This window comes from Pseudomonas sp. YH-1, from assembly GCF_051990045.1.
GTDB classification, from domain to species: domain Bacteria; phylum Pseudomonadota; class Gammaproteobacteria; order Pseudomonadales; family Pseudomonadaceae; genus Pseudomonas; species Pseudomonas nicosulfuronedens.
In genome coordinates, this window is record NZ_CP178184.1 from 3,534,754 (window position 1) to 3,555,874 (window position 21,121).

Consider the following 21,121-nt stretch of genomic DNA (forward strand, 5'->3'; position numbering starts at 1 on the left):
TGTTGGGCAGGTGTTGCTGTGGCAACAGCGCTGGAGCACACCGGCAGTTCATGGGGCGGGGAGGTAAAGCGTTCGCGAGCAAGCTCGCTCCTACAAGGTGTGCGCCGACGCTGGCCTGTAGGAGCGAGCGTGCTCGCGAACCCGGTCAGGAGAGCAGGGGCTTCAGGCAAGCTCCTGGCACACGTCTATCCAATCGGCCTCGACCAACTCCAGCATGCGTTGCAGTTCGATCCTTACCGCGCTGTGCACCGCTCCGGCGGCTGGCAGAACCTCGTCGAACGCCTGCAGCGACACATCGCAATACACCGGCAGCGGCGTAGCCAGGCCAAACGGGCAGACGCCGCCCACCGGATGGCCGGTCAGTTCTACCACTTCCTCGGCGCCGAGCATCTTGGCCTTGCCGCCAAAGGCTTCCTTGAGCTTGCGGTTGTCCAGCCGCGCATCGCCGCGGGCGACCACCAGCACGGTGCGCTCGCCGACCCGCAGGGACAGGGTCTTGGCGATGCGGCCCGGCTCCACACCGTGGGCCTCGGCGGCGAGGGCGACGGTGGCGGTGCTGGTTTGCAGCTCGATGATGGCGATGTCGGGGGCCTTTTCGGCGAAGAAGGCGCGAACCGATTCCAGGCTCATGGGGCAATGCTCCGTGTCATGCGAAAAGGACTGAATCTAGGGAGCACGACCGGGGCTGTCCAGTCAGCCATTCGTCTGTCGGTGTCGGTAGGGAGGCTGGCTGGCGAGAAGATTGAACTCGCTCCCGGCCTTGATGGACGGCCGTGAATCCGTGGTCCGTCCACAGCGCCAACGCGATCGCCGGCCTATGCTCAGTGCCCCCGTAGCCCTGCCCGGAAAAATAATGAAGTGGTCTGTCGAAATGCCGGCGCGCCCTTCGACTACTTGTCAGGAACCGGTAACCACCGGCCGCCACGCTGACAACGACAAGAGAATGACAAGAGGAGAAAGACCATGCGTTTCATGGTGATCGTCAAAGCCACCGCCGACTCCGAAGCCGGTGTGATGCCCAAGGAAGAGCTGCTCGCCGCCATGGGGGCCTACAACGAGGAACTGGTGAAGGCCGGTGTGATGCTGGCCGGCGAAGGACTGCACCCCAGCGTGAAGGGCGCGCGGGTGCGCTTCGATGGCGCGTCGCGGCAGGTGATCGACGGCCCGTTCGCCGAGACCAAGGAGCTGATCGCCGGCTTCTGGATCATGCAGACCGCGTCGTTGCAGGAGTGCATCGACTGGGTCAAACGCTCGCCGAACCCGTTCGACGGCCAGTCGGAGATCGAAATCCGGCAGATATTCGAGGCCGAGGACTTCGGCTGCGAATTCACCCCTGAACTGCGCGAGCAGGAAGAGCGCCTGCGCGCCGAAATCGCCAGCAAATCCTGAGCCTGGAGGATACCGCCATGTTGATGAATGCCTACCTGGTCTTCGACGGCAACTGCGAAGAAGCCTTCCGTTATTACGCCGAAGTGTTGCGTGCCGAGCTGCCAGCGCTGATGCGCTTCTCCGACGCGCCGGGCTGCGAGGACATGCCCGAGGCGTTGAAGAACCGCATTATCCACGTCCGCCTGGAAGTGGACGGCCACGTGCTGATGGGCTCGGATGCTTCGCCCCAGTGCGGCCAGTACGAAGGGGTGAAGGGCGTATCGATCACCCTCAACGTGAACAGCAAGGCCGAGGCCAGACGTCTCTTCGAAGCGCTCGGCAAGGGCGGCAAGGTGACCATGCCGCTGGACCAGACCTTCTGGGCCGAGCTGTTCGGCGCCGTGGAGGATCGCTTCGGGGTGCCCTGGATGATCAACTGCGAGAAGGAAGCCTGATGCGGCTGCCCTTGTAGGATGGTGTGGAGCGAAGCGATACCCATCGATTCTCGATCAGGCGCAATGATGGGTATCGCAAGCTCCACCCAGCCTACGGTTGCTCCTTCCCCCCATTGGCACGGAATCGCTCCGGCGTCGTCCCGGTAAACCGCTGGAATGCCCGGTGGAAACTGGTGACGTGCTCATAGCCGAGCAGGAAGGCAATTTCCTGCAATGCCATCCGGCTGGCCAGCAGGTAACGCTGGGCCAGCGCCATTCGCACTTCCAGCACGATTCCCTTGAAGGTCAGCCCGTATTCGCGCAGTCGACGTTGCAGCGTGTGCGGCGGCAGGCGCAGCCAGGCGGCCGTCTGTTCCAGGTCCGGCAGCGGGATGCGCGCGTTCTGCAGCAGGTAGTAGCGCACGTCATCGGGCAGCGCCGGGCCGCGTTCGAAGCTGGCCAGGGTCGCCGCGCCCTGTGCCTGGCACAGCCGGCTGACCGAGGGGTTGGCGGTGGAGAAGGGCAGGTCATGGAATGCCTTCGGCATCCACAGTTCCGCCTGCCCGGCATTGAACTGGCAGGGGCCGGGAAAGAGTTCACCATACAGGGCCGCATGGGCTGGCGGCGGGTAGGGCAGGTGCAGTTGCATGCTGGCGCAGTGCTCCAGGTCCGGCAGGCGCTGGCACAGCCAGCGCCAGGTGCTGCTCAGCCATTCCTCGCAGAGTGCGATACGTTCGACCTCGCTGAAGGGTGGCAGCTGCAGCGTCAGGCGGATGTGCTCGCCAACTTCCTCGCGGTGGGTGTGGATCGGGTGCGGCATCAGGCTCGACGGCTGGCCGAGGGAAATGTCCCAGGAACGCCGCAGGTTGGCCGCGCTGATCAGCGCGTAGCCGATCACCCCCAGGTCATAGAGGTTGTAGCGCTGGCCCAGGCGCAGGAAGAAATCGCTTGGGCCGAGCAGCCCGGCGGCTTGCTGCAGCAGCCGGTAATAGCGGGCGAAGTTCATCTCGGCGGCTGCCGCCTCGCTGCCGGTAGGCAGGCCAAGACCACCCAGCAAAGGCGCCAGTGCCGGCAAGGCGGGGCGGGCGCGCCACTCGTCGAGGAAGTGGCGGAACAGCTGGCGGGCGGCGTAATCGATGTCGAAGGAAGCGGCGGGCATGGCGCAGGCTCAGGCTGTCTTCTTGTGCTAGTGAGTTGTCATCTTATGCTAGTCGGTGGCCGAAAGCCGAGCCCTATACTGCCTCCACGGACAAGAACAACAAGGGCTTCCCATGACCGCTCCGGATCGCTTCCGCTCCTCCAATTCCCCCACCGACCGCTTCGCCGAACTGCTGTTGCACAACGGCCGCTTCTATACCCTGGACCCCGCCCAGCCCTGGGCCGAGGCCGTGGCCATCCGCGATGGCCGGCTGCTGGCGGTGGGTCGTCGCGAGGACATGGAGCACCTGATCGGCTCGGATACCCTGGTGCGTGACCTCGAAGGTGCGTTCTGCATGCCCGGCCTGCACGACATGCATACCCACCCGGACCTGGCGCTGAACCCGCGCTACGCCGATGACCTCGATGTCGGTATCGAGGATCCGACCCCGGAGCAACTGGCCAAGGCGATCCGCGACTACGCCGACAGCCACCCCGGCGACGGCTGGGTCTACGGCCAATACTGGGTGCGCTACACCTTCCGCGAAGCCGGGCTGAAGCCGGGCCGCGAGTGGCTCGACAGCATCCTGCCGGATCGCCCCGTGGCGCTGCTGGACCGCATGTGGGGCACCATGATGGTCAACTCCCGCGCGCTGGAGCTGGCCGGCATCGACGCCAGTACTGCCGACCCGCGCAACGGCTACCTGGAGCGCGACGAACTGACCGGCGAGCCCAACGGCCTGCTGATCGACGGCGCCTACGCGCTGATCCACGCCGCCATGCCGCCGACCCCGGCCAAGGTGCTGCGCCAGTCTTACCGCGAAGGCGTGCACTTCCAGAGCTCGCGCGGCGTCACCGCGGCCAAGTACCTGCACGTCTGCGAGAACCGCCTGGACGCCCTCAAGTACCTTGACGACGCCGGTCAACTGACCCTGCGCGTGGAAGCGGCGATCAGCTGGCAGGACGACATTTTCCCGGTGCGGCGCCGCTGGGAGCTGCTCGCCGGCGAGCGTCACTATTACCGCAGCGCGCGGCTGTCGGCGAACGCGGTGAAATTCCACTTTGACGGCACCGTCGAACCGCGCTCTTCCTTCCTTATTACGCCCTGGCCGGGTGAGGACGCCTGGCGCGGCAAGCTGAACCTGACGCCGGAGCACATCACCGACATGGTGGTGGACATGGATCGCCGCGGCATCCGCGTCATCGCCCACTGTACCGGCGACGCGGCGTCCGACGTATTCCTCGATGCGGTGGCCGAGGCGCGCCGGCGCAACGGTTTCAGCGGCGTGCGCCACCAGTGCGCGCACAGCACCATCCTGCATCCGGGCAACCTCAAGCGCTTCCGCGAGCTGGAAGTGATCGCCGAGTTTTCCCCGGCGGCCTGGTACCCGACACCCTTCGCCAGCGGCGCGCGCTCGGGCTACGGCACGGATCGCCTGACGCGCATCTATGACTTCAAGGGTGTGCTGGCCGCCGGCGGCATTGCGGTATTCGGCACCGACTGGCCGGTGGCGTCCATCGACCCGTGGCTGGCGCTGGAAACCCTGGTGACCCGGCAGAACCCCTGGAACGACGACCCGGCCTGCTTCGGCGAGCCGATCAGCCTGGAACAGGCGATCCGCGTGGCGACGCTCAATGGTGCCTACGCCATGGGGCTGGAGAGGCTCACCGGTAGCCTGGAGGCGGGCAAGTCGGCGGACTTCATCGTGCTCGATCGCAACCTGTTCGAGCAGCCGGCGCGCAATTACATCCATCGCACCGAGGTGCAGCTGACGTTCGTCGAGGGCCGTCCCGTGTATGACCGCCTCGGCCAGTTCAGCGATACCGCGCTGGCGGCGGTGTGGCAGGGCGAGCCGCCGCGCATCGAAGGGGTCAACGCATGAACGCCGCGAGCATCCCGGTGACGGTGGTCGCCGGCTTCCTCGGCGCGGGCAAGACCACGCTGCTGCGCAACCTGCTGGAGCGCTGCGAAGGCCGGCGCCTGGCGGTGATCGTCAATGATTTCGGTGAGCTGAACATCGACGCCGGCATGATCGCCGAGCAGACCGAGGCCGTGTACAGCCTGGAGAACGGCTGCATTTGCTGCAGTGTTCAGGATGACCTGCTGGCGCAGCTGGAACGCCTGGCGAATATGCATCCGCCGCTGGAACAGGTGGTGATCGAGTGCAGTGGGGTGTCCGACCCGCAGCGCATCGTGCAGACGCTGGGCTACCCGAAGCTGCGCAGGCGCCTGCACCTGGACGCCGTCCTTACGGTGGTCGATGCCGCCCGCCGCGAGCCGCTGGAAGGCGAATACGCGCGACTGGAGCGCATGCAGGCGGCAGCTGCCGACCTGCTGCTGCTGAACAAGTGCGATCTGCTGGATGCCGATGAGCGCGCCAGCCAGCGCGAGCGCTTCGCTCGTGGCGCGCGGGTGCTGGAAACCATTCAGGCGCAGATTCCCGATGAGCTGCTGCTTGGTGAGCCGTCCCGCAAGCTGCGCCCCCATGGGCAGGAAGGCATCGACCATGGCGATCTGTTCGACAGCTGGAGCTGGCAGGGCGACTCCACCTTCGATGGTGCGCGGCTGAAACACTGGCTGGAGGCCTTGCCGCGCGGCCTGTTGCGCCTCAAGGGGCTGATTCACCTGGCGGGGCAGGGCGAGGCGGTCTGGCTGCAGTATGTGGGCGGGCGTTATCAGCTGCGCCCGGCGACAGCGGCCGAGGCTGCGCAGGGCTCGCGACTGGTGTTCATCGCGGAGAAGGATGCGGGGTTGCGGGCTGATCTTGAGGCCGGGCTGCACAGGTGTATTTCGTAAACGGAGGCTCCTGGGACCCTGTGCCTGAGTTTTCCCCTCTCCCTGAAGGGGGAGGGGACCGTTCGGCGCAGGTTGAAACAATGGCCGCAGCCGGCACGGAAAGCTCCCTCTCCCTTCAGGGAGAGGGCAAGCTCCCCAACCGATGTTTCGTCAGAGCTTTGCGCGGGCAATAAAAAACCGGCCACCAGGGCCGGTTTTCATGACGCGCCGAATTCAGCGGTATTCGCAGAGGTAGGCGGTGTCCTGGGCGACTTTCAGCTGGAACTTGCTGTTCGCCGGCACGGTGAAGTTGCTGCCGCCTTCGAAGGTTTCCCAGCTGTCGCTACCCGGCAGCTTGACGGTCAGCGCGCCGGCGACGACATGCATCACCTCCAACTGGCTGGTGCCGAATTCGTATTCGCCGGGAGCCATCACGCCGATGGTGGCGGGGCCTGCGGTCATGTCGAAGGCGATGGATTTGACGGTGCCGTCGAAGTACTCGTTGACCTTGAACATGGGCTTCTCCTGCTAGAGGGGTGAAAAAGGGCCCGCCAGTATGCCCAAGGCCGCAGGCCCCGTCACTAGAGCGGCGCAGGCGACCGTGCGGTCAGAAGGTGAAGGGTGCTTTCAGCCGGCGACCGGCAGTGTCAGCGGTAACAGGCGGGCAGTGTTGCGGGCGTCCTCCAGGGCCCGGTGCGGCTGCCCCTGGAAGTGCAGGCCGGCCAGGTGCAGCGCGGCGTTCAGGCCCACCTGGCGTTTGAGCTGGCGGGCCTGGGCGAAGCGCTGCTTGAGGTTGACGTGGGGGACGCGGGAAAGGTGGCTGTCCAGGTGCTGGCGGCGCCATTCCAGTTCCAGCTGGTGACGGTCGTAATCGCCCCAACTGGTCCAGCCGGCCAAGCGCGGGCTGTGCTGGGCGAGCCAGCGCTCGAATTGCGGCCAGACCTCGTGCAGCGGCGCGGCAGCATCGACGTTGGCCTGGGTGATATGGGTGAGTTCGCGGCAGAAGCTCGTCAGCAGTGGGCGTCGCTGCGGCCGGACGAAACGCTGGAAATGGTCCAGCTCGCGGCCGTCTGCCTCGGCGACCAGGCTCGCGCCGATTTCGATGATCTCCATTTCCTCGACCGGCCAGCCGCCTTCCTCGGTGGTGGCTTCCAGGTCGATCACCAGCCAGTGGGGCATAGTCGGTGCTCGTGGTTGGGTTAGAAAATTGGGTTCGAATCGAGTATGGAAGGCGTTTGCGGGACCGGCAAACCGCTGTGCTAGGCTGACCGGCTACAAGGACAAGGGGACTGCAATGGCGAAAGTGGCATTCATCGGTCTGGGCGTGATGGGTTACCCCATGGCCGGGCATCTGGCGCGCGAAGGGCATGAGGTGTGCGTCTACAACCGCACCGCGAGTCGCGCCGCCCAGTGGGTCAAGCAGTTTGGCGGGCGCTCGGCCGAAACCCCGCGTGACGCCGCACAGTGGGCCGATTTCGTCATGTGCTGCGTGGGCAACGATGATGACCTGCGCAGTGTGGTGCTGGGCGAGGAGGGCGCGTTGGCCGGCATGCAGCCCGGCGCCGTGCTGGTGGATCACACCACCGCTTCGGCCGAAGTGGCCCGCGAACTGGCAGTGGCGGCGGCCGAGCGTGAGCTGGGCTTCCTCGATGCGCCGGTGTCCGGCGGACAGGCCGGCGCCGAGAATGGCGCGCTGACGGTGATGGTCGGCGGCGACGCGAACCTCTACGCCCGCGCCGAGCCGGTGCTCGCCACCTATTCGCGCATGGTTCGGCGCATGGGGCCGGTGGGCAGCGGCCAACTGACCAAGATGGTCAACCAGATCTGCGTTGGTGGCCTATTGCAGGGGTTGTCCGAGGCGCTGCACTTCGCCCAGAGCGCCGGCCTCGACGGCATGGCGGCGATGGAAGTGATCAGCAAGGGCGCCGCGCAGTCCTGGCAGCTGGAGAATCGTCACCAGAGCATGCTGGAAGGTCGCTTCGACTTCGGCTTTGCCGTGGACTGGATGCGCAAGGACCTGGGGATCGTCCTTGACGAGGCCCGTCGCAACGGTGCGCAACTGCCGGTCACGGCGCTGGTGGACCAGTTCTACGCCGAGGTGCAGGCCGCTGGCGGCGGGCGCTGGGACACTTCCAGCCTGATCACCCGCCTTCAGGACTCGTCCGAGTCCTGATCTCCGTTCAATGCCGAAGGTGGCGCCATCGGTCGCAGAGATCGTCGTGCGCCGCTCCTGATCGCTTCAGGCGCGGAAGATAAAGTACACCGCGCCCAGCAGGCACAAGCCGGCCCATAGATAGTCGAGCTTCAGTGGCTGCTGCATGAAGTACACGCTGAACGGCACGAAGACCGCAAGCGTGATGACCTCCTGCATGATCTTCAGCTGCCCCACCGACATCACTGTGTAGCCGATACGGTTGGCAGGCACCTGCAGCAAATACTCGAACAGTGCGATGCCCCAGCTGACCAGCGCCGCGATGATCCACGGCTTGCTGCTCAGGGTTTTCAGGTGGCCGTACCAGGCGAAGGTCATGAACAGGTTGGAAAGCGACAGAAGAAACGCGGTTTGCAGCCAGACCGGCATGGCAGCGGCTCCAGTAAGGGACTGCGCCTGAGCCTAGTGGATGCGCGACGCGACAGCCAAGGGGCGGAAGATTGATCAGGTTCGTATGGCGGGGAATGGCGGCGCTACTGGCGCTGGGGTTGCTGGCGTTGGGCGGCTGGAAGGGGTGGCAGTGGTGGCAGCAGAGGCCGGTCTGGGCGCAGTTGGCGGTGGCGCCGGCCATGGCGGCCGGGCAGAGCTGGCAACTGGCTGACTATCGCCTGGAGTGGGATGGTGCTTCCTTTGCCCTGCGTGCCGGCGAGCACCCTGCGCAGACGCTGTGGCAGACCCGTGGCGGATTCCTCGCCGCGGGCATCGGTCGCGTCGAGGCCGAAGAGCATCGCGGCGCGATGTTCGTCCACGAACACCGTGAGCTGCTGTGTCGCCAGCAACAGTTGGCCGCCGTGCGCGCTGAAGCGGACAGATTACTGATCTCCGGTACGCTCAGCTGTGCCGATGGCCGGCGGGCTCCCTATATTCTTGCGCTGCGTGCCGATGGCGAACGTGGCGTGGTGATGGATGTGAGTCTGGACGATCCGGCGCTGAACCGTCTCTACCTGGCGTGGGCGCGGGAGGCAGACGAGCAATTTCATGGGTTCGGCGAGCAGTTCACCCGTTTCGACCTGAGCGGGCGCCGCCTGCCGATTCTGGTGCAGGAGCAGGGCGTTGGACGCGGCCTGCAACCGATCACCCTGGCCGCCGACCTGACCAACCGCGCCGGTGGCGATTGGTGGACCACCTATGCGCCAGTACCTTTCTATCTCACTTCACGCTTGCACGGCTTCTTCAGCGAGGCAGCGGAGTACCAGGTCTTCGACCTGCGCGACGAGCAGCGGGTGGCGCTGGAGGTGCATGCCAGCAAGCTTCAGGCCCACTTCTATAAAGGCAACAGCCCCAAGGCCCTGATCGAGGCGCATACCTCGGTGGTCGGGCGCATGCCGCCGTTGCCGGCCTGGACCCAGCAGGGCGTGATCCTCGGGCTGCAGGGCGGCACCGAACGTGTGCGCGCCATCGTTCGGCAATTCGAAGAGGCGAAGGTGCCGCTGGCGGGCGTCTGGGTGCAGGATTGGGTCGGCCAACGGACGACCAGTTTCGGCAAGCAGCTGTGGTGGAACTGGGTGCTGGATGGCGATCGTTATCCGGGCTGGTCGGCTTTCAACGCCGAGCTGCGCGCCAGGGGTATTCGCAGCCTGGCCTACGTAAATCCCTTCCTTGTGGACACGGCGGAGAAGGGCGGGGCGACCCGCAATCTCTACCGGGAAGCGCTGGAGCACGGCTACCTGACTGTGGGTCCGCAAGGGCAGCCGTTGCTGTTGCAGAACACCAGCTTCAGCGCCGGCCTGGTCGACCTGACCAATCCCCAGGCAGCCGATTGGCTGCGCAGGGTGATGCGCGAGGAAATGCTCGGTGCCGGCTTTTCCGGCTGGATGGCGGACTTCGGCGAGGCCTTGCCCTACGAGGCGAAGCTGGCATCCGGCGAGTCGGCTGCCGTCCTGCACAATCGCTATCCGGAGTTGTGGGCGAAGCTGAACCGGCGACTGGTGGACGAGGAGGGGCCCGGCGACCTGCTGTTCTTCATGCGTTCGGCGTACAGTCGCAGCCCGGGCCTGACCACCAGCCTGTGGCTGGGCGACCAACTGGTGACCTGGGATGCCGACGACGGTCTGCACAGCGCGCTGCTGGGGCTGCTGTCCGGCGGCGTCTCCGGTTTCAGCCTGAATCACAGCGACACCGGTGGCTACACCACCATCAGCAGCCCGATCAGGAACTACCACCGTAGCGAGGAGTTGCTGCTGCGCTGGATGGAGTTCTCGGCTTTCACCAGCCTGCTGCGTACCCACGAGGGCAATCGCCCGGACGACAACGTGCAGGCCTACAGCACGCCGGCCACCGTGGCCCAGTTGCAGCGCTTCGCCACGGTGTTCCGCGAGCTGGCGCCCTACCGTCAGCGCCTGATGGAGGAGGCGGCGCAGCACGGCTGGCCGCTGGTGCGCCCGCTGTGGCTGGAGTTCCCCGCTGATCCGGCCAGCTTGGCGGAAACGCCGACGAGCTATATGCTCGGCGACCAATTTCTGGTGGCCCCGGTGCTGGAGCCTGGGGTGCAGCGTCTTAACGTGGCGTTACCCGAGGGCCGCTGGGTGCACCTGTGGAGCGGCAGCGCCTTCGAGGTAGCTTCCGGCGGGATGGTCGACGTCCCCGCGCCCATTGGTGAGCCGGCGGTGTTCTACCGCGCTGGCTCTGCCGAGGGTGAGCACCTGGTGGCGGCGCTGCGCGAGCAGGGGCTGCTGCTCCCCCGGCCCTGAAACGCCCTGACGTCGAATAGAGAGTTCACCCATGCAATGCCGTATCGGCTGTGGCGCCTGTTGCATAGCGCCGTCGATTTCCTCGCCCATCCCCGGCATGCCTGACGGCAAGCCGGCGGGCGTGCGCTGCGTGCAGCTGGATGAACGCAATCTGTGCAAACTATTCGGCGATTCGCGGCGTCCAAAGGTCTGTGCGGCCTTCGATGCGGACGCCGAAGCCTGCGGCAGCAGTAATGAGCAGGCGTTGCAGATCCTCACCGAGTGGGAACGCATCACCGCCGCCTGATGTGACTTGGAAGTCACGTTTTCGCGGTCCATACTGACGCCCCGACCCGCTCAAGACCGCGGATTGCGACGGGGCAGCGGCATTTGCTGCCCCCACAAGATCAAGAATAAAGAGAGGTAAGACGATGCGTGGTGTATTGCGTATGACCCTGCTGGCCACTGCCGTGATGGGCTTTGCCGGTGCTGCCCTGGCGGAAGACTGGAAGCTGGAGAAGGAAGACGACGGTGTGAAGGTCTTCCTCAGCCCGGTGGCAGGTTCCAAGTACAAGGCCTACCGTGGCGTCGTCGACATCAAGGCCGATGTGGCCAAGATCAACGCCCTGCAGGAAGACGTGGCCGGCTCCTGCAAGTGGATTCATGCCTGTGCCGAGATGCGCCTGCTGAAAACCGAGGGCGACAATTCCTGGACCTACTCGAAGATCGACATGCCCTGGCCGGTGACCGGCCGTGACGTGGTGATCCATGTGACCACCGAGAAGACCGCCGATGGCGGCCTGATTCGTCACCTGAAGGCCGAGCCGACCTACATTCCGGAAGAGAAGGGCGAAATCCGCGTGCCGAAGCTGATCGGCGAGTGGAAGCTGGTGCCCAAGGGCGCCGGCGTGACCGAAGTGACCTACCAGGTACAGACCGAGCCGGGTGGCAGCATCCCGTCCTGGCTGGCCAACAGCTTCGTGGTCGATGCGCCGATGAACACCCTGAAGGGTCTGCGCAGCGCTGCCGAGAAGTAATCGGCGCTGTTCTTCCCCTCCATGAAAAAGCCGCCTTCGGGCGGTTTTTTTGCATCTGCAGGAGCGACGGGCACCCAGTTGTTACTCGCGAAGGGATTGCCCGGCCGCACCGGCGTGAAGCGGTTCGCGAGCAAGCTCGCTCCTACAGAAAAGCCAGGGCAATAAAAAAGGCCGCCCGAAGGCGGCCTTTTCTCGTACGCCGTTGCGCTTAGCGGGCCTTGAGGTCCACGAAGTCGCGCTGGGTGGCGCCGGTGTACAGCTGACGCGGACGGCCGATCTTGTACGGACCGGAGAGCATTTCCTGCCAGTGCGAGATCCAGCCCACGGTACGCGCCAGGGCGAAGATCACGGTGAACATGCTGGTCGGAATGCCGATGGCCTTCAGGATGATGCCGGAGTAGAAGTCCACGTTCGGATAGAGGTTGCGCTCCACGAAGTAGGGGTCGTGGCGGGCGATTTCTTCCAGCTTCATGGCCAGTTCCAGTTGCGGGTCGTTGATGCCCAGCTCCTGGAGAACTTCGTCGCAGGTCTGTTTCATGACCTTGGCGCGCGGGTCGAAGTTCTTGTACACGCGGTGGCCGAAGCCCATCAGCTTGAACGGATCGTTCTTGTCCTTGGCCTTGGCCACGAACTTCTCGATGTTCGATACATCACCGATCTCGTCCAGCATGCGCAGAACGGCTTCGTTCGCACCGCCGTGAGCCGGTCCCCACAGGGCAGCGATGCCCGAGGCGATACAGGCGAACGGGTTGGCACCCGAGGAGCCCGCCAGGCGTACGGTGGAGGTGGAGGCGTTCTGCTCGTGGTCGGCGTGCAGGATGAAGATGCGGTCCATGGCCTTGGCCAGCACAGGGCTGATCGGCTTGGTCTCGCAAGGGGTGTTGAACATCATATGCAGGAAGTTTTCTGCATAGTTCAGGTCGTTGCGCGGGTACATCATCGGCTCGCCCTTGGAGTACTTGTACACCATGGCAGCGATGGTCGGCATCTTGGCGATCAGGCGATGCGCCGAGACTTCGCGGTGCTTCGGATTATTGATGTCCAGGGAGTCGTGGTAGAAGGCGGAGAGGGCACCGATCACGCCGCACATCACGGCCATCGGGTGCGCATCACGGCGGAAACCGTTGAAGAAGGTCTTCAGCTGTTCATGAACCATGGTGTGGTTCTTGATGGTGCCGACGAACTTTTCCTTCTGCTCGGCAGTGGGCAGTTCGCCGTTGAGCAGCAGGTAGCAGGTTTCCAGGTAGTCGGACTTCTCGGCGAGCTGTTCGATCGGGTAGCCGCGATGCAGCAGCACACCTTTATCACCGTCGATGTAGGTGATCTTCGACTCGCAGGAGGCGGTGGACATGAAGCCGGGGTCGAAAGTGAAGTGACCCGTGGAGGTCAGGCCCCGCACGTCGACGACATCGGGACCCAGCGTGCCGGAGAGGACAGGCAGTTCGACGGGGGCAGCGCCCTCGATGATCAACTGCGCTTTTTTGTCAGCCATGATGGCCTCCTATTTATGCTTGAAATCATCTGTACGACCCCCCACGCAGGGCCCGCACCACTATAGAGAGATAAATCCGAATGTCAATTTGCACAATCGGAGAAGTTTGGCTCCTCCAAGCCTCTGTTTTGCCGGAAAAATTTGCCTGTTTACGCCTTTTCGGGGGGTGCGGCAATTAGTCCTTAGGTGAAGGTCTTTCCGTTGTCATTAGGAGCCTAACTGTCTATACTCGGCGACCAGCCGCCAAGGGCCGTCCGGCCTCGCTTGATTGGTGGTTGTCACTCCCGAAGGTGATGGGTACCTGACAAGTGCACCTCCCGACAACTAGCCCTGATCCATAGAAGGGCTCTCAGTGTGAAAAAAGCCGTGAATAGCAAACGACCCGTAAACCTAGACCTAAGGACCATCCAACTCCCTATCACTGCTTACACGTCGATTCTCCACCGTATCTCTGGCGTCATTCTGTTCGTGGGTATCGCAGTGCTGCTGTTTGCACTGGATCGTTCCCTCGCTTCGGAAGAAAGCTTCGAGCAGGTGAAGGCGTGTCTGACCCATCCGTTGGTCAAGCTTGTGATCTGGGGCCTGCTGTCTGCGCTGCTGTACCACCTGGTAGCCGGTATTCGTCACCTCATCATGGATGCAGGTATTGGCGAAACACTGGAAGGCGGTAAGCGTGGTTCGAAAATCGTCATCGCTGTCGCAGTGGTGCTGATCGTTCTGGCGGGGGTATGGGTATGGTAACTAACGTCACTAACTTGTCGCGTTCGGGTCTCTATGACTGGATGGTCCAACGCGTCTCCGCGGTCGTTCTCGCGGCTTATGTTCTCTTCCTGCTGGGCTTCCTGATCGCTCACCCGGGTATCACCTACGCCGAGTGGCATGGTCTGTTCTCCCACAGCCTGATGAAGATCTTCAGCCTGTTGACGCTGGTTTCCCTGAGCGTGCACGCATGGGTCGGTATGTGGACCATCACGACCGACTACCTGACTCCGATGGCGCTGGGCAAGTCCGCGACTGTCGTGCGTTTCCTCGTCCAGGCGGTATGCGGCATGGCCATGTTCGCATTCTTCGTCTGGGGTGTGCAGATTCTCTGGGGTAACTGATCCATGGCTAGCATTCGTACTCTTTCCTTCGACGCCATCATCGTTGGTGGTGGCGGCGCCGGCATGCGCGCTGCGCTGCAACTGGCCCAGGGCGGTCACAAGACTGCCGTGGTGACCAAGGTCTTCCCGACCCGTTCGCACACCGTATCCGCCCAGGGCGGCATCACCTGCGCCATCGCTTCGGCCGATCCGAACGATGATTGGCGCTGGCACATGTACGATACCGTCAAGGGTTCCGACTACATCGGTGACCAGGACGCTATCGAATACATGTGCTCCGTCGGCCCGGAAGCCGTGTTCGAACTGGAACACATGGGCCTGCCGTTCTCCCGTACCGAGCAGGGCCGCATCTACCAGCGTCCGTTCGGTGGCCAGTCCAAGGACTTCGGCAAGGGTGGCCAGGCTGCCCGTACCTGCGCCGCAGCCGACCGTACCGGTCACGCCCTGCTGCACACCCTCTACCAGGCCAACCTGAAGAGCGGTACTTCCTTCCTTAATGAGTGGTACGCCGTTGACCTGGTGAAGAACCAGGACGGTCATGTGGTTGGCGTCATCGCCATCGACATCGAAACCGGCGACACCGTTTATATCCGCTCCAAAGCCGTGGTCCTGGCCACTGGCGGTGCCGGCCGTATCTACGCCTCCACCACCAACGCCCTGATCAACACCGGTGACGGCATCGGTATGGCCCTGCGTGCTGGCGTGCCGGTGCAGGACATCGAGATGTGGCAGTTCCACCCGACCGGCATCGCCGGCGCTGGTGTACTGGTCACCGAAGGCTGCCGCGGTGAGGGTGGCTACCTGATCAACGCCCATGGCGAGCGTTTCATGGAGCGTTATGCTCCGAACGCGAAAGACCTGGCCGGCCGCGACGTGGTTGCCCGTTCCATGGTTAAAGAAGTGATCGCCGGCAATGGCGTGGGCCCGAACAAGGACCACGTACTGTTGAAGCTCGACCACCTCGGCGAAGAAGTTCTGCACAGCCGCCTGCCCGGCATCTGCGAGCTGTCCAAGACCTTCGCCCACGTTGACCCGGTCGTCGCTCCGATCCCGGTTATCCCGACCTGCCACTACATGATGGGCGGCGTTGCCACCAACATCCATGGCCAGGCCCTGACCATGGACGCCAACGGCAACGAGCAGATCATCGAAGGCCTGTTCGCCGTAGGCGAAGTGGCTTGCGTATCGGTACACGGCGCCAACCGCCTGGGCGGCAACTCGCTGCTCGACCTGGTCGTGTTCGGTCGTGCCACCGGTCTGCACCTGGAAAAGGCCCTGAAAGAGGGTATCGAGCACCGCGGTGCTTCCGAGTCCGACCTGGAGTCCGCGTTCAATCGTCTGAATGGCGTGAACGAGCGCACCAGCGGCGAAGAAGTCGCCCCGCTCAAGCGCGAGCTGCAATCCTGCATGCAGAACTACTTCGGTGTATTCCGTACCGGTGAATACATGCAGAAAGGTATCGCTCAGCTGGCTGATCTGCGTGAGCGTATCGCCACCGTCAAGATCAACGACAAGAGCCAGGCATTCAACACGGCGCGTATCGAAGCGCTGGAACTGCAGAACCTCCTCGAGGTGGCCGAAGCCACTGCGATTGCGGCCGAAGCCCGCAAAGAGTCCCGCGGCGCGCATGCCCGTGAAGACTTCGAGGAGCGCGATGACGAGAACTGGCTGTGCCACACCCTGTACTTCCCGGGTGAGAAGCGTGTAGCCAAGCGTGCCGTCAACTTCGCGCCGAAAACTGTTCCGGCATTCGAACCCAAGGTTCGTACTTACTAAGGGTGCCCGCCATGTTGCAAGTGAGTGTTTACCGCTACAACCCTGAGAAGGACGCTGCACCCTACATGCAGGACTTCCAGGTCGATACCGACGGCAAGGACATCATGGTCCTGGACGTGCTGGCGTTGATCAAGGAACAGGATGAGGGCTTCTCCTACCGTCGTTCCTGCCGTGAAGGCGTGTGCGGTTCCGACGGTATGAACATCAACGGCAAGAACGGCCTGGCCTGCATCACCCCCCTGTCGGCCGCTGGCCTGAAGGGCGGCAAGCTGGTCCTGCGTCCGCTGCCGGGCCTGCCGGTCATCCGTGACCTGGTCGTCGACATGCGCATCTTCTACAAGCAGTACGAGAGCGTGAAGCCGTTCCTGCAGAACAAATATGCAGCCCCGGCCATCGAACGTCTGCAAAGCCCGGAAGAGCGCGAGAAGCTGGACGGTCTGTACGAGTGCATCCTGTGCGCCTGCTGCTCGACCTCCTGCCCGTCGTTCTGGTGGAACCCCGACAAGTTCCTGGGTCCCGCCGCGCTGCTGCAAGCCTATCGCTTCCTGGCCGACAGCCGTGACACCGAAACTCAGGCGCGCCTGGCGAGCCTGGATGACCCGTTCAGCGTCTTCCGCTGCCGCGGGATCATGAACTGCGTGAACGTCTGCCCGAAGGGTCTGAACCCCACCAAGGCAATCGGTCACATCCGTAACATGCTGCTGCAGAGCGGCACTTGATCTGAGGGCCCAGCGCCCAAAGATCATTGCAAGAGCGACACCTGTGCCGCCGGAACATTGTCCGGCGGTACAGTCCCTAGGACCCAAGCCCACAAAGCGGGGGTCCTGTTTTGAAAACGTATATATGACCAGCAGGGGCATCCGGGCTGGTACCCGGACTATCTGCGGGGATCGGTGGCTTGAAGTCGCTGTGTATGACTTCGCGCCAGAGATTCCACAGGTGGAGTCCCCTTACCGAGGGTGACCAAGCATGCACGAAAGCGTAATGCAGCGGATGTGGAACAGTGCCCATCTATCCGGTGGAAACGCTGCCTACGTCGAAGAGCTCTACGAGCTCTACCTGCACGACCCGAACGCTGTGCCAGAAGAGTGGCGCACGTACTTCCAGAAGCTCCCCGCCGACGGCAATCCTGCCCCCGACGTCTCGCATTCCTCTATCCGTGATCATTTCGTACTCCTGGCCAAGAACCAGCGCCGCGCCGCGCCTGTTTCCGCTGGCAGCGTAAGCACCGAGCACGAGAAAAAGCAGGTTGAAGTCCTGCGTCTGATCCTGGCATACCGTCTGCGTGGACATCAGGCAGCATCGCTCGATCCGCTGGGTCTCTGGGTGCGTACTGCTCCCTCCGATCTGTCGCTCGAACACTACGGGCTCACCGCTGCAGACCTCGACACTACATTCCGTACCGGTGAGCTCTACATCGGCAAGGAAGAGGCGACCCTGCGTGAAATCATCGATGCGCTGAAGCAGACCTACTGCAGCACCATCGGCGCCGAGTTCATGCACATCGTCGACTCCGAGCAGCGCCACTGGTTCGCCCAGCGCCTGGAAAGCGTGCGCGGCCGTCCGACGTACTCCGCCGACGCCCGTTCCCACCTGCTCGAGCGCCTGACCGCTGCCGAAGGCCTGGAAAAGTACCTGGGCACCAAGTACCCGGGCACCAAGCGCTTCGGCCTGGAAGGCGGCGAGAGCCTGATCCCGATGGTCGACGAGATCATCCAGCGCTCCGGCTCCTATGGTGTGAAGGAAATCGTCATCGGCATGGCCCACCGCGGCCGTCTGAACGTCCTGGTCAACACCCTGGGCAAGAACCCGCGCGAGCTGTTCGACGAGTTCGAAGGCAAGAAGCTGGTCGAGATGGGCTCGGGTGACGTGAAGTACCACCAGGGCTTCTCCTCCAACGTCATGACCACCGGCGGCGAAGTCCACCTGGCCCTGGCATTCAACCCCTCGCACCTGGAAATCGTTTCCCCGGTGGTCGAGGGCTCGGTACGCGCTCGTCAGGACCGTCGCAAAGACGGCACAGGCGACAAGGTCGTACCGATCTCCATCCACGGTGATGCCGCCTTCGCGGGGCAGGGCGTGGTCATGGAGACCTTCCAGATGTCGCAGACCCGTGCTTACAAGACGGGCGGCACCATCCACATCGTGATCAACAACCAGGTCGGCTTCACCACCAGCCGTCAGGACGATGCTCGTTCCACCGAGTACGCGACTGACGTGGCGAAGATGATCCAGGCGCCGATCTTCCATGTGAATGGCGACGATCCGGAAGCGGTCCTGTTCGTGACCCAGCTGGCCGTCGACTACCGCATGCAGTTCAAGCGTGACGTGGTCATCGACCTGGTCTGCTACCGCCGCCGCGGCCACAACGAGGCCGACGAGCCGAGCGGCACCCAGCCGCTGATGTATCAGCAGATCGCCAAGCAGCGCACCACCCGCGACCTCTATGCCGACGCATTGATCGCCGCTGGCGTGCAGACCACCGAACAGGCCCAGGAGAAAGTCGACGAATACCGCGACGCTCTCGACAACGGCCTGCACGTGGTGAAGAGCCTGGTGAAGGAGCCCAACAAGGAGCTCTTCGTCGACTGGCGCCCGTACATCGGCCACGCCTGGACCGCGCGTCACGACACCCGCTGCGACCTGAAGACCCTGCAGGACCTGTCCAACAAGCTGCTGGAAACTCCGGACGGCTTTGTCATGCAGCGTCAGGTACAGAAGATCTACGAAGACCGCGCCAAGATGGCTGCCGGTGGCTTCCCGATCAACTGGGGCTTCGCCGAGAACCTGGCGTACGCCACCCTGCTGTTCGAAGGTCACCCGGTCCGCATGACCGGTCAGGACGTCGGCCGCGGCACCTTCTCGCACCGCCACGCGGCGCTGCACAACCAGAAGGACGACTCGGTCTACATCCCGCTGGCCAACCTGTTCGACGGCCAGCCGCGCGTCAGCCTGTACGACTCCTACCTCTCGGAAGAAGCTGTACTGGCGTTCGAATACGGCTACGCCACCACCACCCCGGATGCACTCGTGGTGTGGGAAGCGCAGTTCGGTGACTTCGCCAACGGTGCGCAGGTCGTGATCGACCAGTTCATCACCAGCGGCGAAACCAAGTGGCAACGACTGTGTGGCCTGACCATGCTGCTGCCGCATGGCTACGAAGGCCAGGGTCCGGAGCACTCCTCCGCGCGCCTGGAGCGTTACCTGCAGCTGTGCGCCGAGCAGAACATCCAGGTCTGCGTGCCGACTACCCCGGCCCAGGTCTACCACATGCTGCGCCGTCAGGTGATCCGTCCGCTGCGCAAGCCGCTGATCGTGATGACGCCGAAGTCGCTGCTGCGTCACAAGCTGGCCATCTCGACCCTGGAAGATCTGGCCGACGGTTCGTTCCAGACTGTGATCAACGAGATCGACAGCCTGGATCCGAAGAAAGTCGACCGCATCGTGCTGTGCAGCGGCAAGGTGTACTACGACCTGCTGGAGAAGCGTCGTGCCGAAGGTCTCGAGAACATCGCGATCGTTCGTCTCGAGCAGCTGTATCCGTTCCCGGAAGACGATCTTGCCGAGGTGCTGTCGCAGTACAAGAACCTCAAGCACATCGTCTGGTGCCAGGAAGAGCCGATGAACCAGGGCGCCTGGTTCTGCTCGCAGCACCACATGCGTCGTGTCATCGCCGCGCACAAGAAAGGTCTCAACCTGGAATATGCGGGCCGCGAAGGCTCGGCAGCTCCGGCTTGCGGCTACGCTTCGATGCACGCCGAGCAGCAGGAAAAACTGCTGCAGGACGCCTTCACCGTTTAACGCCAACGCGCAGTTGATACCGAATTTAAGGAAACACACATAATGGCTATCGAAATCAAAGCCCCAACCTTCCCGGAATCGGTTGCCGACGGCACCGTCGCAACCTGGCACAAGAAGGTCGGTGAAGCCGTCAAGCGTGACGAGCTGATCGTCGACATCGAAACCGACAAGGTCGTGATCGAAGTACTGGCCGAAGCCGACGGCGTCCTGGCTGAGATCGTCAAGAACGAAGGCGACACCGTTCTCTCCAACGAGCTGCTGGGCAAGCTGAGCGAAGGCGGTGCTGCCGCTGCCGCTCCGGCTGCCGCCTCGGCTCCGGCTGCCGCTCCGGCCGCTGCTGCCCCGGCTGCCGCCGCTGGCGACGACAACATCCTCTCGCCGGCCGCCCGCAAGCTGGCCGAGGAGAACGGCATCGACCCGAACAGCCTGGCCGGCACCGGCAAGGGCGGTCGCGTGACCAAGGAAGACGTCGTAGCCGCTGTTGAAGCCAAGAAGAACGCCCCGGCTGCTGCTCCGGCCGCCAAGGCCGCCGCTCCGGCTGCTGCCGCCGCTCCCGTGTTCGCCGCTGGCGACCGCGTCGAGAAGCGCGTTCCGATGACCCGCCTGCGCGCCAAGGTTGCCGAGCGTCTGGTCGAAGCCCAGTCCTCCATGGCCATGCTGACTACCTTCAACGAAGTCAACATGAAGCCGATCATGGACCTGCGCAACAAGTACAAGGACCTGTTCGAGAAGAAGCACAACGGCGTTCGCCTGGGCTTCATGTCGTTCTTCGTCAAGGCCGCCACCGAAGCCCTGAAGCGCTTCCCGGGCGTCAACGCCTCGATCGACGGCAACGACATCGTCTACCACGGCTACCAGGACATCGGTGTGGCAGTTTCCAGCGACCGCGGTCTGGTCGTACCGGTTCTGCGTAACGCCGAGTTCATGAGCCTGGCCGAGATCGAGAACGGCATCGCCACCTTCGGCAAGAAAGCCAAAGACGGCAAGCTGTCCATCGAAGACATGACCGGTGGTACTTTCACCATTTCCAACGGTGGCGTATTCGGTTCCCTGCTGTCGACTCCGATCGTCAACCCGCCGCAGACTGCCATCCTCGGCATGCACAAGATCCAGGAACGCCCGATGGCCGTTAACGGTCAGGTCGTGATCCTGCCGATGATGTACCTGGCGCTGTCCTACGATCACCGCATGATCGATGGCAAGGAAGCGGTAAGCTTCCTGGTCACCATGAAGGATCTGCTGGAAGATCCGGCTCGCCTGCTGCTGGACGTCTGATACGTCAGTTCACACGACGGCCCCGTACTACACGACGGCCC

Annotated in this window: 20 protein-coding genes; 14 read left to right on the top strand and 6 right to left on the bottom strand. The window is 63.6% G+C overall.

Features of this window, described 5'->3' with window-relative positions:
* Positions 1 to 162 precede the first annotated feature (162 nt).
* Positions 163 to 630 carry a YbaK/EbsC family protein gene (locus ACKI1H_RS16470; RefSeq protein ID WP_440465619.1) on the bottom strand — a complete coding sequence of 156 codons (468 nt, stop codon included), beginning with the start codon at positions 628 to 630 and terminating at the stop codon, positions 163 to 165.
* A 333-nt stretch (positions 631 to 963) separates the two neighbouring features.
* On the opposite strand from ACKI1H_RS16470, the gene ACKI1H_RS16475 reads away from it, so the two are divergent.
* Both ACKI1H_RS16475 and ACKI1H_RS16480 read left to right on the top strand, forming a co-directional pair.
* Positions 964 to 1,389 carry a YciI family protein gene (locus ACKI1H_RS16475; RefSeq protein ID WP_138525736.1) on the top strand — a complete coding sequence of 142 codons (426 nt, stop codon included), beginning with the start codon at positions 964 to 966 and terminating at the stop codon, positions 1,387 to 1,389.
* A 17-nt stretch (positions 1,390 to 1,406) separates the two neighbouring features.
* A complete protein-coding gene (locus ACKI1H_RS16480; RefSeq protein ID WP_138525735.1) occupies positions 1,407 to 1,823 on the top strand; it encodes a VOC family protein in 417 nt (138 codons plus the stop codon).
* 91 nt (positions 1,824 to 1,914) lie between these two features.
* On the opposite strand, the gene ACKI1H_RS16485 is transcribed toward ACKI1H_RS16480, so the two are convergent.
* Positions 1,915 to 2,961: an AraC family transcriptional regulator ligand-binding domain-containing protein gene (locus ACKI1H_RS16485; protein WP_440465620.1), complete on the bottom strand. Its 1,047-nt coding sequence runs from the start codon at positions 2,959 to 2,961 to the stop codon at positions 1,915 to 1,917.
* 112 nt (positions 2,962 to 3,073) lie between these two features.
* Here ACKI1H_RS16485 and ACKI1H_RS16490 point away from each other — a divergent pair, with 112 nt between their 5' ends.
* Positions 3,074 to 4,822 (top strand): amidohydrolase, encoded by a 1,749-nt coding sequence (locus ACKI1H_RS16490; RefSeq protein ID WP_440465621.1) that lies wholly within the window; start codon positions 3,074 to 3,076, stop codon positions 4,820 to 4,822.
* Complete coding sequence (locus ACKI1H_RS16495) at positions 4,819 to 5,736, top strand: CobW family GTP-binding protein (RefSeq protein WP_440465622.1); 918 nt, start codon at positions 4,819 to 4,821, stop codon at positions 5,734 to 5,736. The genes ACKI1H_RS16490 and ACKI1H_RS16495 overlap by 4 nt, the downstream gene beginning before the upstream one ends.
* A gap of 213 nt (positions 5,737 to 5,949) precedes the next feature.
* Here the strand turns inward: ACKI1H_RS16495 and ACKI1H_RS16500 are convergent, their stop codons facing one another.
* Both ACKI1H_RS16500 and ACKI1H_RS16505 read right to left on the bottom strand, forming a co-directional pair.
* Complete coding sequence (locus tag ACKI1H_RS16500) at positions 5,950 to 6,231, bottom strand: pyrimidine/purine nucleoside phosphorylase (RefSeq protein WP_024765480.1); 282 nt, start codon at positions 6,229 to 6,231, stop codon at positions 5,950 to 5,952.
* Between the two features lie 111 nt (positions 6,232 to 6,342).
* Positions 6,343 to 6,894, bottom strand: a complete 552-nt coding sequence (locus ACKI1H_RS16505) for an exonuclease domain-containing protein (RefSeq protein ID WP_138525731.1) — start codon at positions 6,892 to 6,894, stop codon at positions 6,343 to 6,345.
* A gap of 115 nt (positions 6,895 to 7,009) precedes the next feature.
* Between ACKI1H_RS16505 and ACKI1H_RS16510 the strand changes: the two genes are divergently transcribed.
* A complete protein-coding gene (locus tag ACKI1H_RS16510; protein WP_138525730.1) occupies positions 7,010 to 7,888 on the top strand; it encodes an NAD(P)-dependent oxidoreductase in 879 nt (292 codons plus the stop codon).
* Between the two features lie 66 nt (positions 7,889 to 7,954).
* Here ACKI1H_RS16510 and ACKI1H_RS16515 read toward each other — a convergent pair whose 3' ends face one another.
* Positions 7,955 to 8,296, bottom strand: coding sequence for a DMT family protein (locus ACKI1H_RS16515; protein WP_045208042.1), 342 nt, complete (start codon positions 8,294 to 8,296; stop codon positions 7,955 to 7,957).
* Between the two features lie 71 nt (positions 8,297 to 8,367).
* On the opposite strand from ACKI1H_RS16515, the gene ACKI1H_RS16520 reads away from it, so the two are divergent.
* The 3 genes from ACKI1H_RS16520 (at position 8,368) to ACKI1H_RS16530 (ending at position 11,633) form a co-directional block, all read left to right on the top strand.
* Positions 8,368 to 10,617, top strand: a complete 2,250-nt coding sequence (locus ACKI1H_RS16520; protein WP_440465623.1) for an alpha-glucosidase — start codon at positions 8,368 to 8,370, stop codon at positions 10,615 to 10,617.
* A gap of 31 nt (positions 10,618 to 10,648) precedes the next feature.
* Positions 10,649 to 10,903: a YkgJ family cysteine cluster protein gene (locus ACKI1H_RS16525; protein ID WP_138525728.1), complete on the top strand. Its 255-nt coding sequence runs from the start codon at positions 10,649 to 10,651 to the stop codon at positions 10,901 to 10,903.
* A 124-nt stretch (positions 10,904 to 11,027) separates the two neighbouring features.
* Positions 11,028 to 11,633, top strand: a complete 606-nt coding sequence (locus tag ACKI1H_RS16530; RefSeq protein ID WP_138525727.1) for an START domain-containing protein — start codon at positions 11,028 to 11,030, stop codon at positions 11,631 to 11,633.
* 208 nt (positions 11,634 to 11,841) lie between these two features.
* On the opposite strand, the gene gltA is transcribed toward ACKI1H_RS16530, so the two are convergent.
* Positions 11,842 to 13,125, bottom strand: a complete 1,284-nt coding sequence (gene gltA, locus ACKI1H_RS16535) for a citrate synthase (protein ID WP_045208034.1) — start codon at positions 13,123 to 13,125, stop codon at positions 11,842 to 11,844.
* A 354-nt stretch (positions 13,126 to 13,479) separates the two neighbouring features.
* On the opposite strand from gltA, the gene sdhC reads away from it, so the two are divergent.
* The 6 genes from sdhC (at position 13,480) to odhB (ending at position 21,080) form a co-directional block, all read left to right on the top strand.
* Positions 13,480 to 13,866, top strand: coding sequence for a succinate dehydrogenase, cytochrome b556 subunit (sdhC, locus tag ACKI1H_RS16540; protein WP_236174646.1), 387 nt, complete (start codon positions 13,480 to 13,482; stop codon positions 13,864 to 13,866).
* A complete protein-coding gene (sdhD, locus tag ACKI1H_RS16545) occupies positions 13,860 to 14,228 on the top strand; it encodes a succinate dehydrogenase, hydrophobic membrane anchor protein (protein WP_024765472.1) in 369 nt (122 codons plus the stop codon). Before sdhC ends, sdhD begins: the two co-directional genes overlap by 7 nt.
* A gap of 3 nt (positions 14,229 to 14,231) precedes the next feature.
* The gene (sdhA, locus tag ACKI1H_RS16550; protein ID WP_138525725.1) at positions 14,232 to 16,004 is read left to right on the top strand and encodes a succinate dehydrogenase flavoprotein subunit; all 1,773 of its coding nucleotides are present in this window, start codon (positions 14,232 to 14,234) and stop codon (positions 16,002 to 16,004) included.
* A gap of 11 nt (positions 16,005 to 16,015) precedes the next feature.
* Positions 16,016 to 16,723 (top strand): succinate dehydrogenase iron-sulfur subunit, encoded by a 708-nt coding sequence (locus ACKI1H_RS16555; RefSeq protein WP_024765470.1) that lies wholly within the window; start codon positions 16,016 to 16,018, stop codon positions 16,721 to 16,723.
* A 250-nt stretch (positions 16,724 to 16,973) separates the two neighbouring features.
* The gene (locus tag ACKI1H_RS16560) at positions 16,974 to 19,805 is read left to right on the top strand and encodes a 2-oxoglutarate dehydrogenase E1 component (RefSeq protein WP_138525724.1); all 2,832 of its coding nucleotides are present in this window, start codon (positions 16,974 to 16,976) and stop codon (positions 19,803 to 19,805) included.
* Positions 19,806 to 19,847: 42 nt separating this feature from the next.
* On the top strand, positions 19,848 to 21,080 hold the full coding sequence (gene odhB, locus ACKI1H_RS16565) for a 2-oxoglutarate dehydrogenase complex dihydrolipoyllysine-residue succinyltransferase (protein ID WP_138525723.1): 1,233 nt from the start codon (positions 19,848 to 19,850) through the stop codon (positions 21,078 to 21,080).
* Positions 21,081 to 21,121: the final 41 nt, after the last annotated feature.

What these genes read in the sequence shown, in the direction of transcription:
- sdhA (WP_138525725.1), top strand. Translation starts at nt 14,232, where the DNA reads ATGGCTAGCATTCGTACTCTTTCCTTCGACGCCATCATCGTTGGTGGT.
- odhB (WP_138525723.1), top strand. Translation starts at nt 19,848, where the DNA reads ATGGCTATCGAAATCAAAGCCCCAACCTTCCCGGAATCGGTTGCCGAC.
- ACKI1H_RS16490 (WP_440465621.1), top strand. Translation starts at nt 3,074, where the DNA reads ATGACCGCTCCGGATCGCTTCCGCTCCTCCAATTCCCCCACCGACCGC.
- ACKI1H_RS16495 (WP_440465622.1), top strand. Translation starts at nt 4,819, where the DNA reads ATGAACGCCGCGAGCATCCCGGTGACGGTGGTCGCCGGCTTCCTCGGC.
- ACKI1H_RS16500 (WP_024765480.1), bottom strand. Translation starts at nt 6,231, where the DNA reads ATGTTCAAGGTCAACGAGTACTTCGACGGCACCGTCAAATCCATCGCC.
- ACKI1H_RS16555 (WP_024765470.1), top strand. Translation starts at nt 16,016, where the DNA reads ATGTTGCAAGTGAGTGTTTACCGCTACAACCCTGAGAAGGACGCTGCA.
- ACKI1H_RS16515 (WP_045208042.1), bottom strand. Translation starts at nt 8,296, where the DNA reads ATGCCGGTCTGGCTGCAAACCGCGTTTCTTCTGTCGCTTTCCAACCTG.
- ACKI1H_RS16510 (WP_138525730.1), top strand. Translation starts at nt 7,010, where the DNA reads ATGGCGAAAGTGGCATTCATCGGTCTGGGCGTGATGGGTTACCCCATG.
- ACKI1H_RS16475 (WP_138525736.1), top strand. Translation starts at nt 964, where the DNA reads ATGCGTTTCATGGTGATCGTCAAAGCCACCGCCGACTCCGAAGCCGGT.
- ACKI1H_RS16470 (WP_440465619.1), bottom strand. Translation starts at nt 630, where the DNA reads ATGAGCCTGGAATCGGTTCGCGCCTTCTTCGCCGAAAAGGCCCCCGAC.
- gltA (WP_045208034.1), bottom strand. Translation starts at nt 13,125, where the DNA reads ATGGCTGACAAAAAAGCGCAGTTGATCATCGAGGGCGCTGCCCCCGTC.
- ACKI1H_RS16560 (WP_138525724.1), top strand. Translation starts at nt 16,974, where the DNA reads ATGCACGAAAGCGTAATGCAGCGGATGTGGAACAGTGCCCATCTATCC.
- ACKI1H_RS16525 (WP_138525728.1), top strand. Translation starts at nt 10,649, where the DNA reads ATGCAATGCCGTATCGGCTGTGGCGCCTGTTGCATAGCGCCGTCGATT.
- ACKI1H_RS16505 (WP_138525731.1), bottom strand. Translation starts at nt 6,894, where the DNA reads ATGCCCCACTGGCTGGTGATCGACCTGGAAGCCACCACCGAGGAAGGC.
- ACKI1H_RS16530 (WP_138525727.1), top strand. Translation starts at nt 11,028, where the DNA reads ATGCGTGGTGTATTGCGTATGACCCTGCTGGCCACTGCCGTGATGGGC.
- ACKI1H_RS16485 (WP_440465620.1), bottom strand. Translation starts at nt 2,961, where the DNA reads ATGCCCGCCGCTTCCTTCGACATCGATTACGCCGCCCGCCAGCTGTTC.
- ACKI1H_RS16480 (WP_138525735.1), top strand. Translation starts at nt 1,407, where the DNA reads ATGTTGATGAATGCCTACCTGGTCTTCGACGGCAACTGCGAAGAAGCC.
- sdhD (WP_024765472.1), top strand. Translation starts at nt 13,860, where the DNA reads ATGGTAACTAACGTCACTAACTTGTCGCGTTCGGGTCTCTATGACTGG.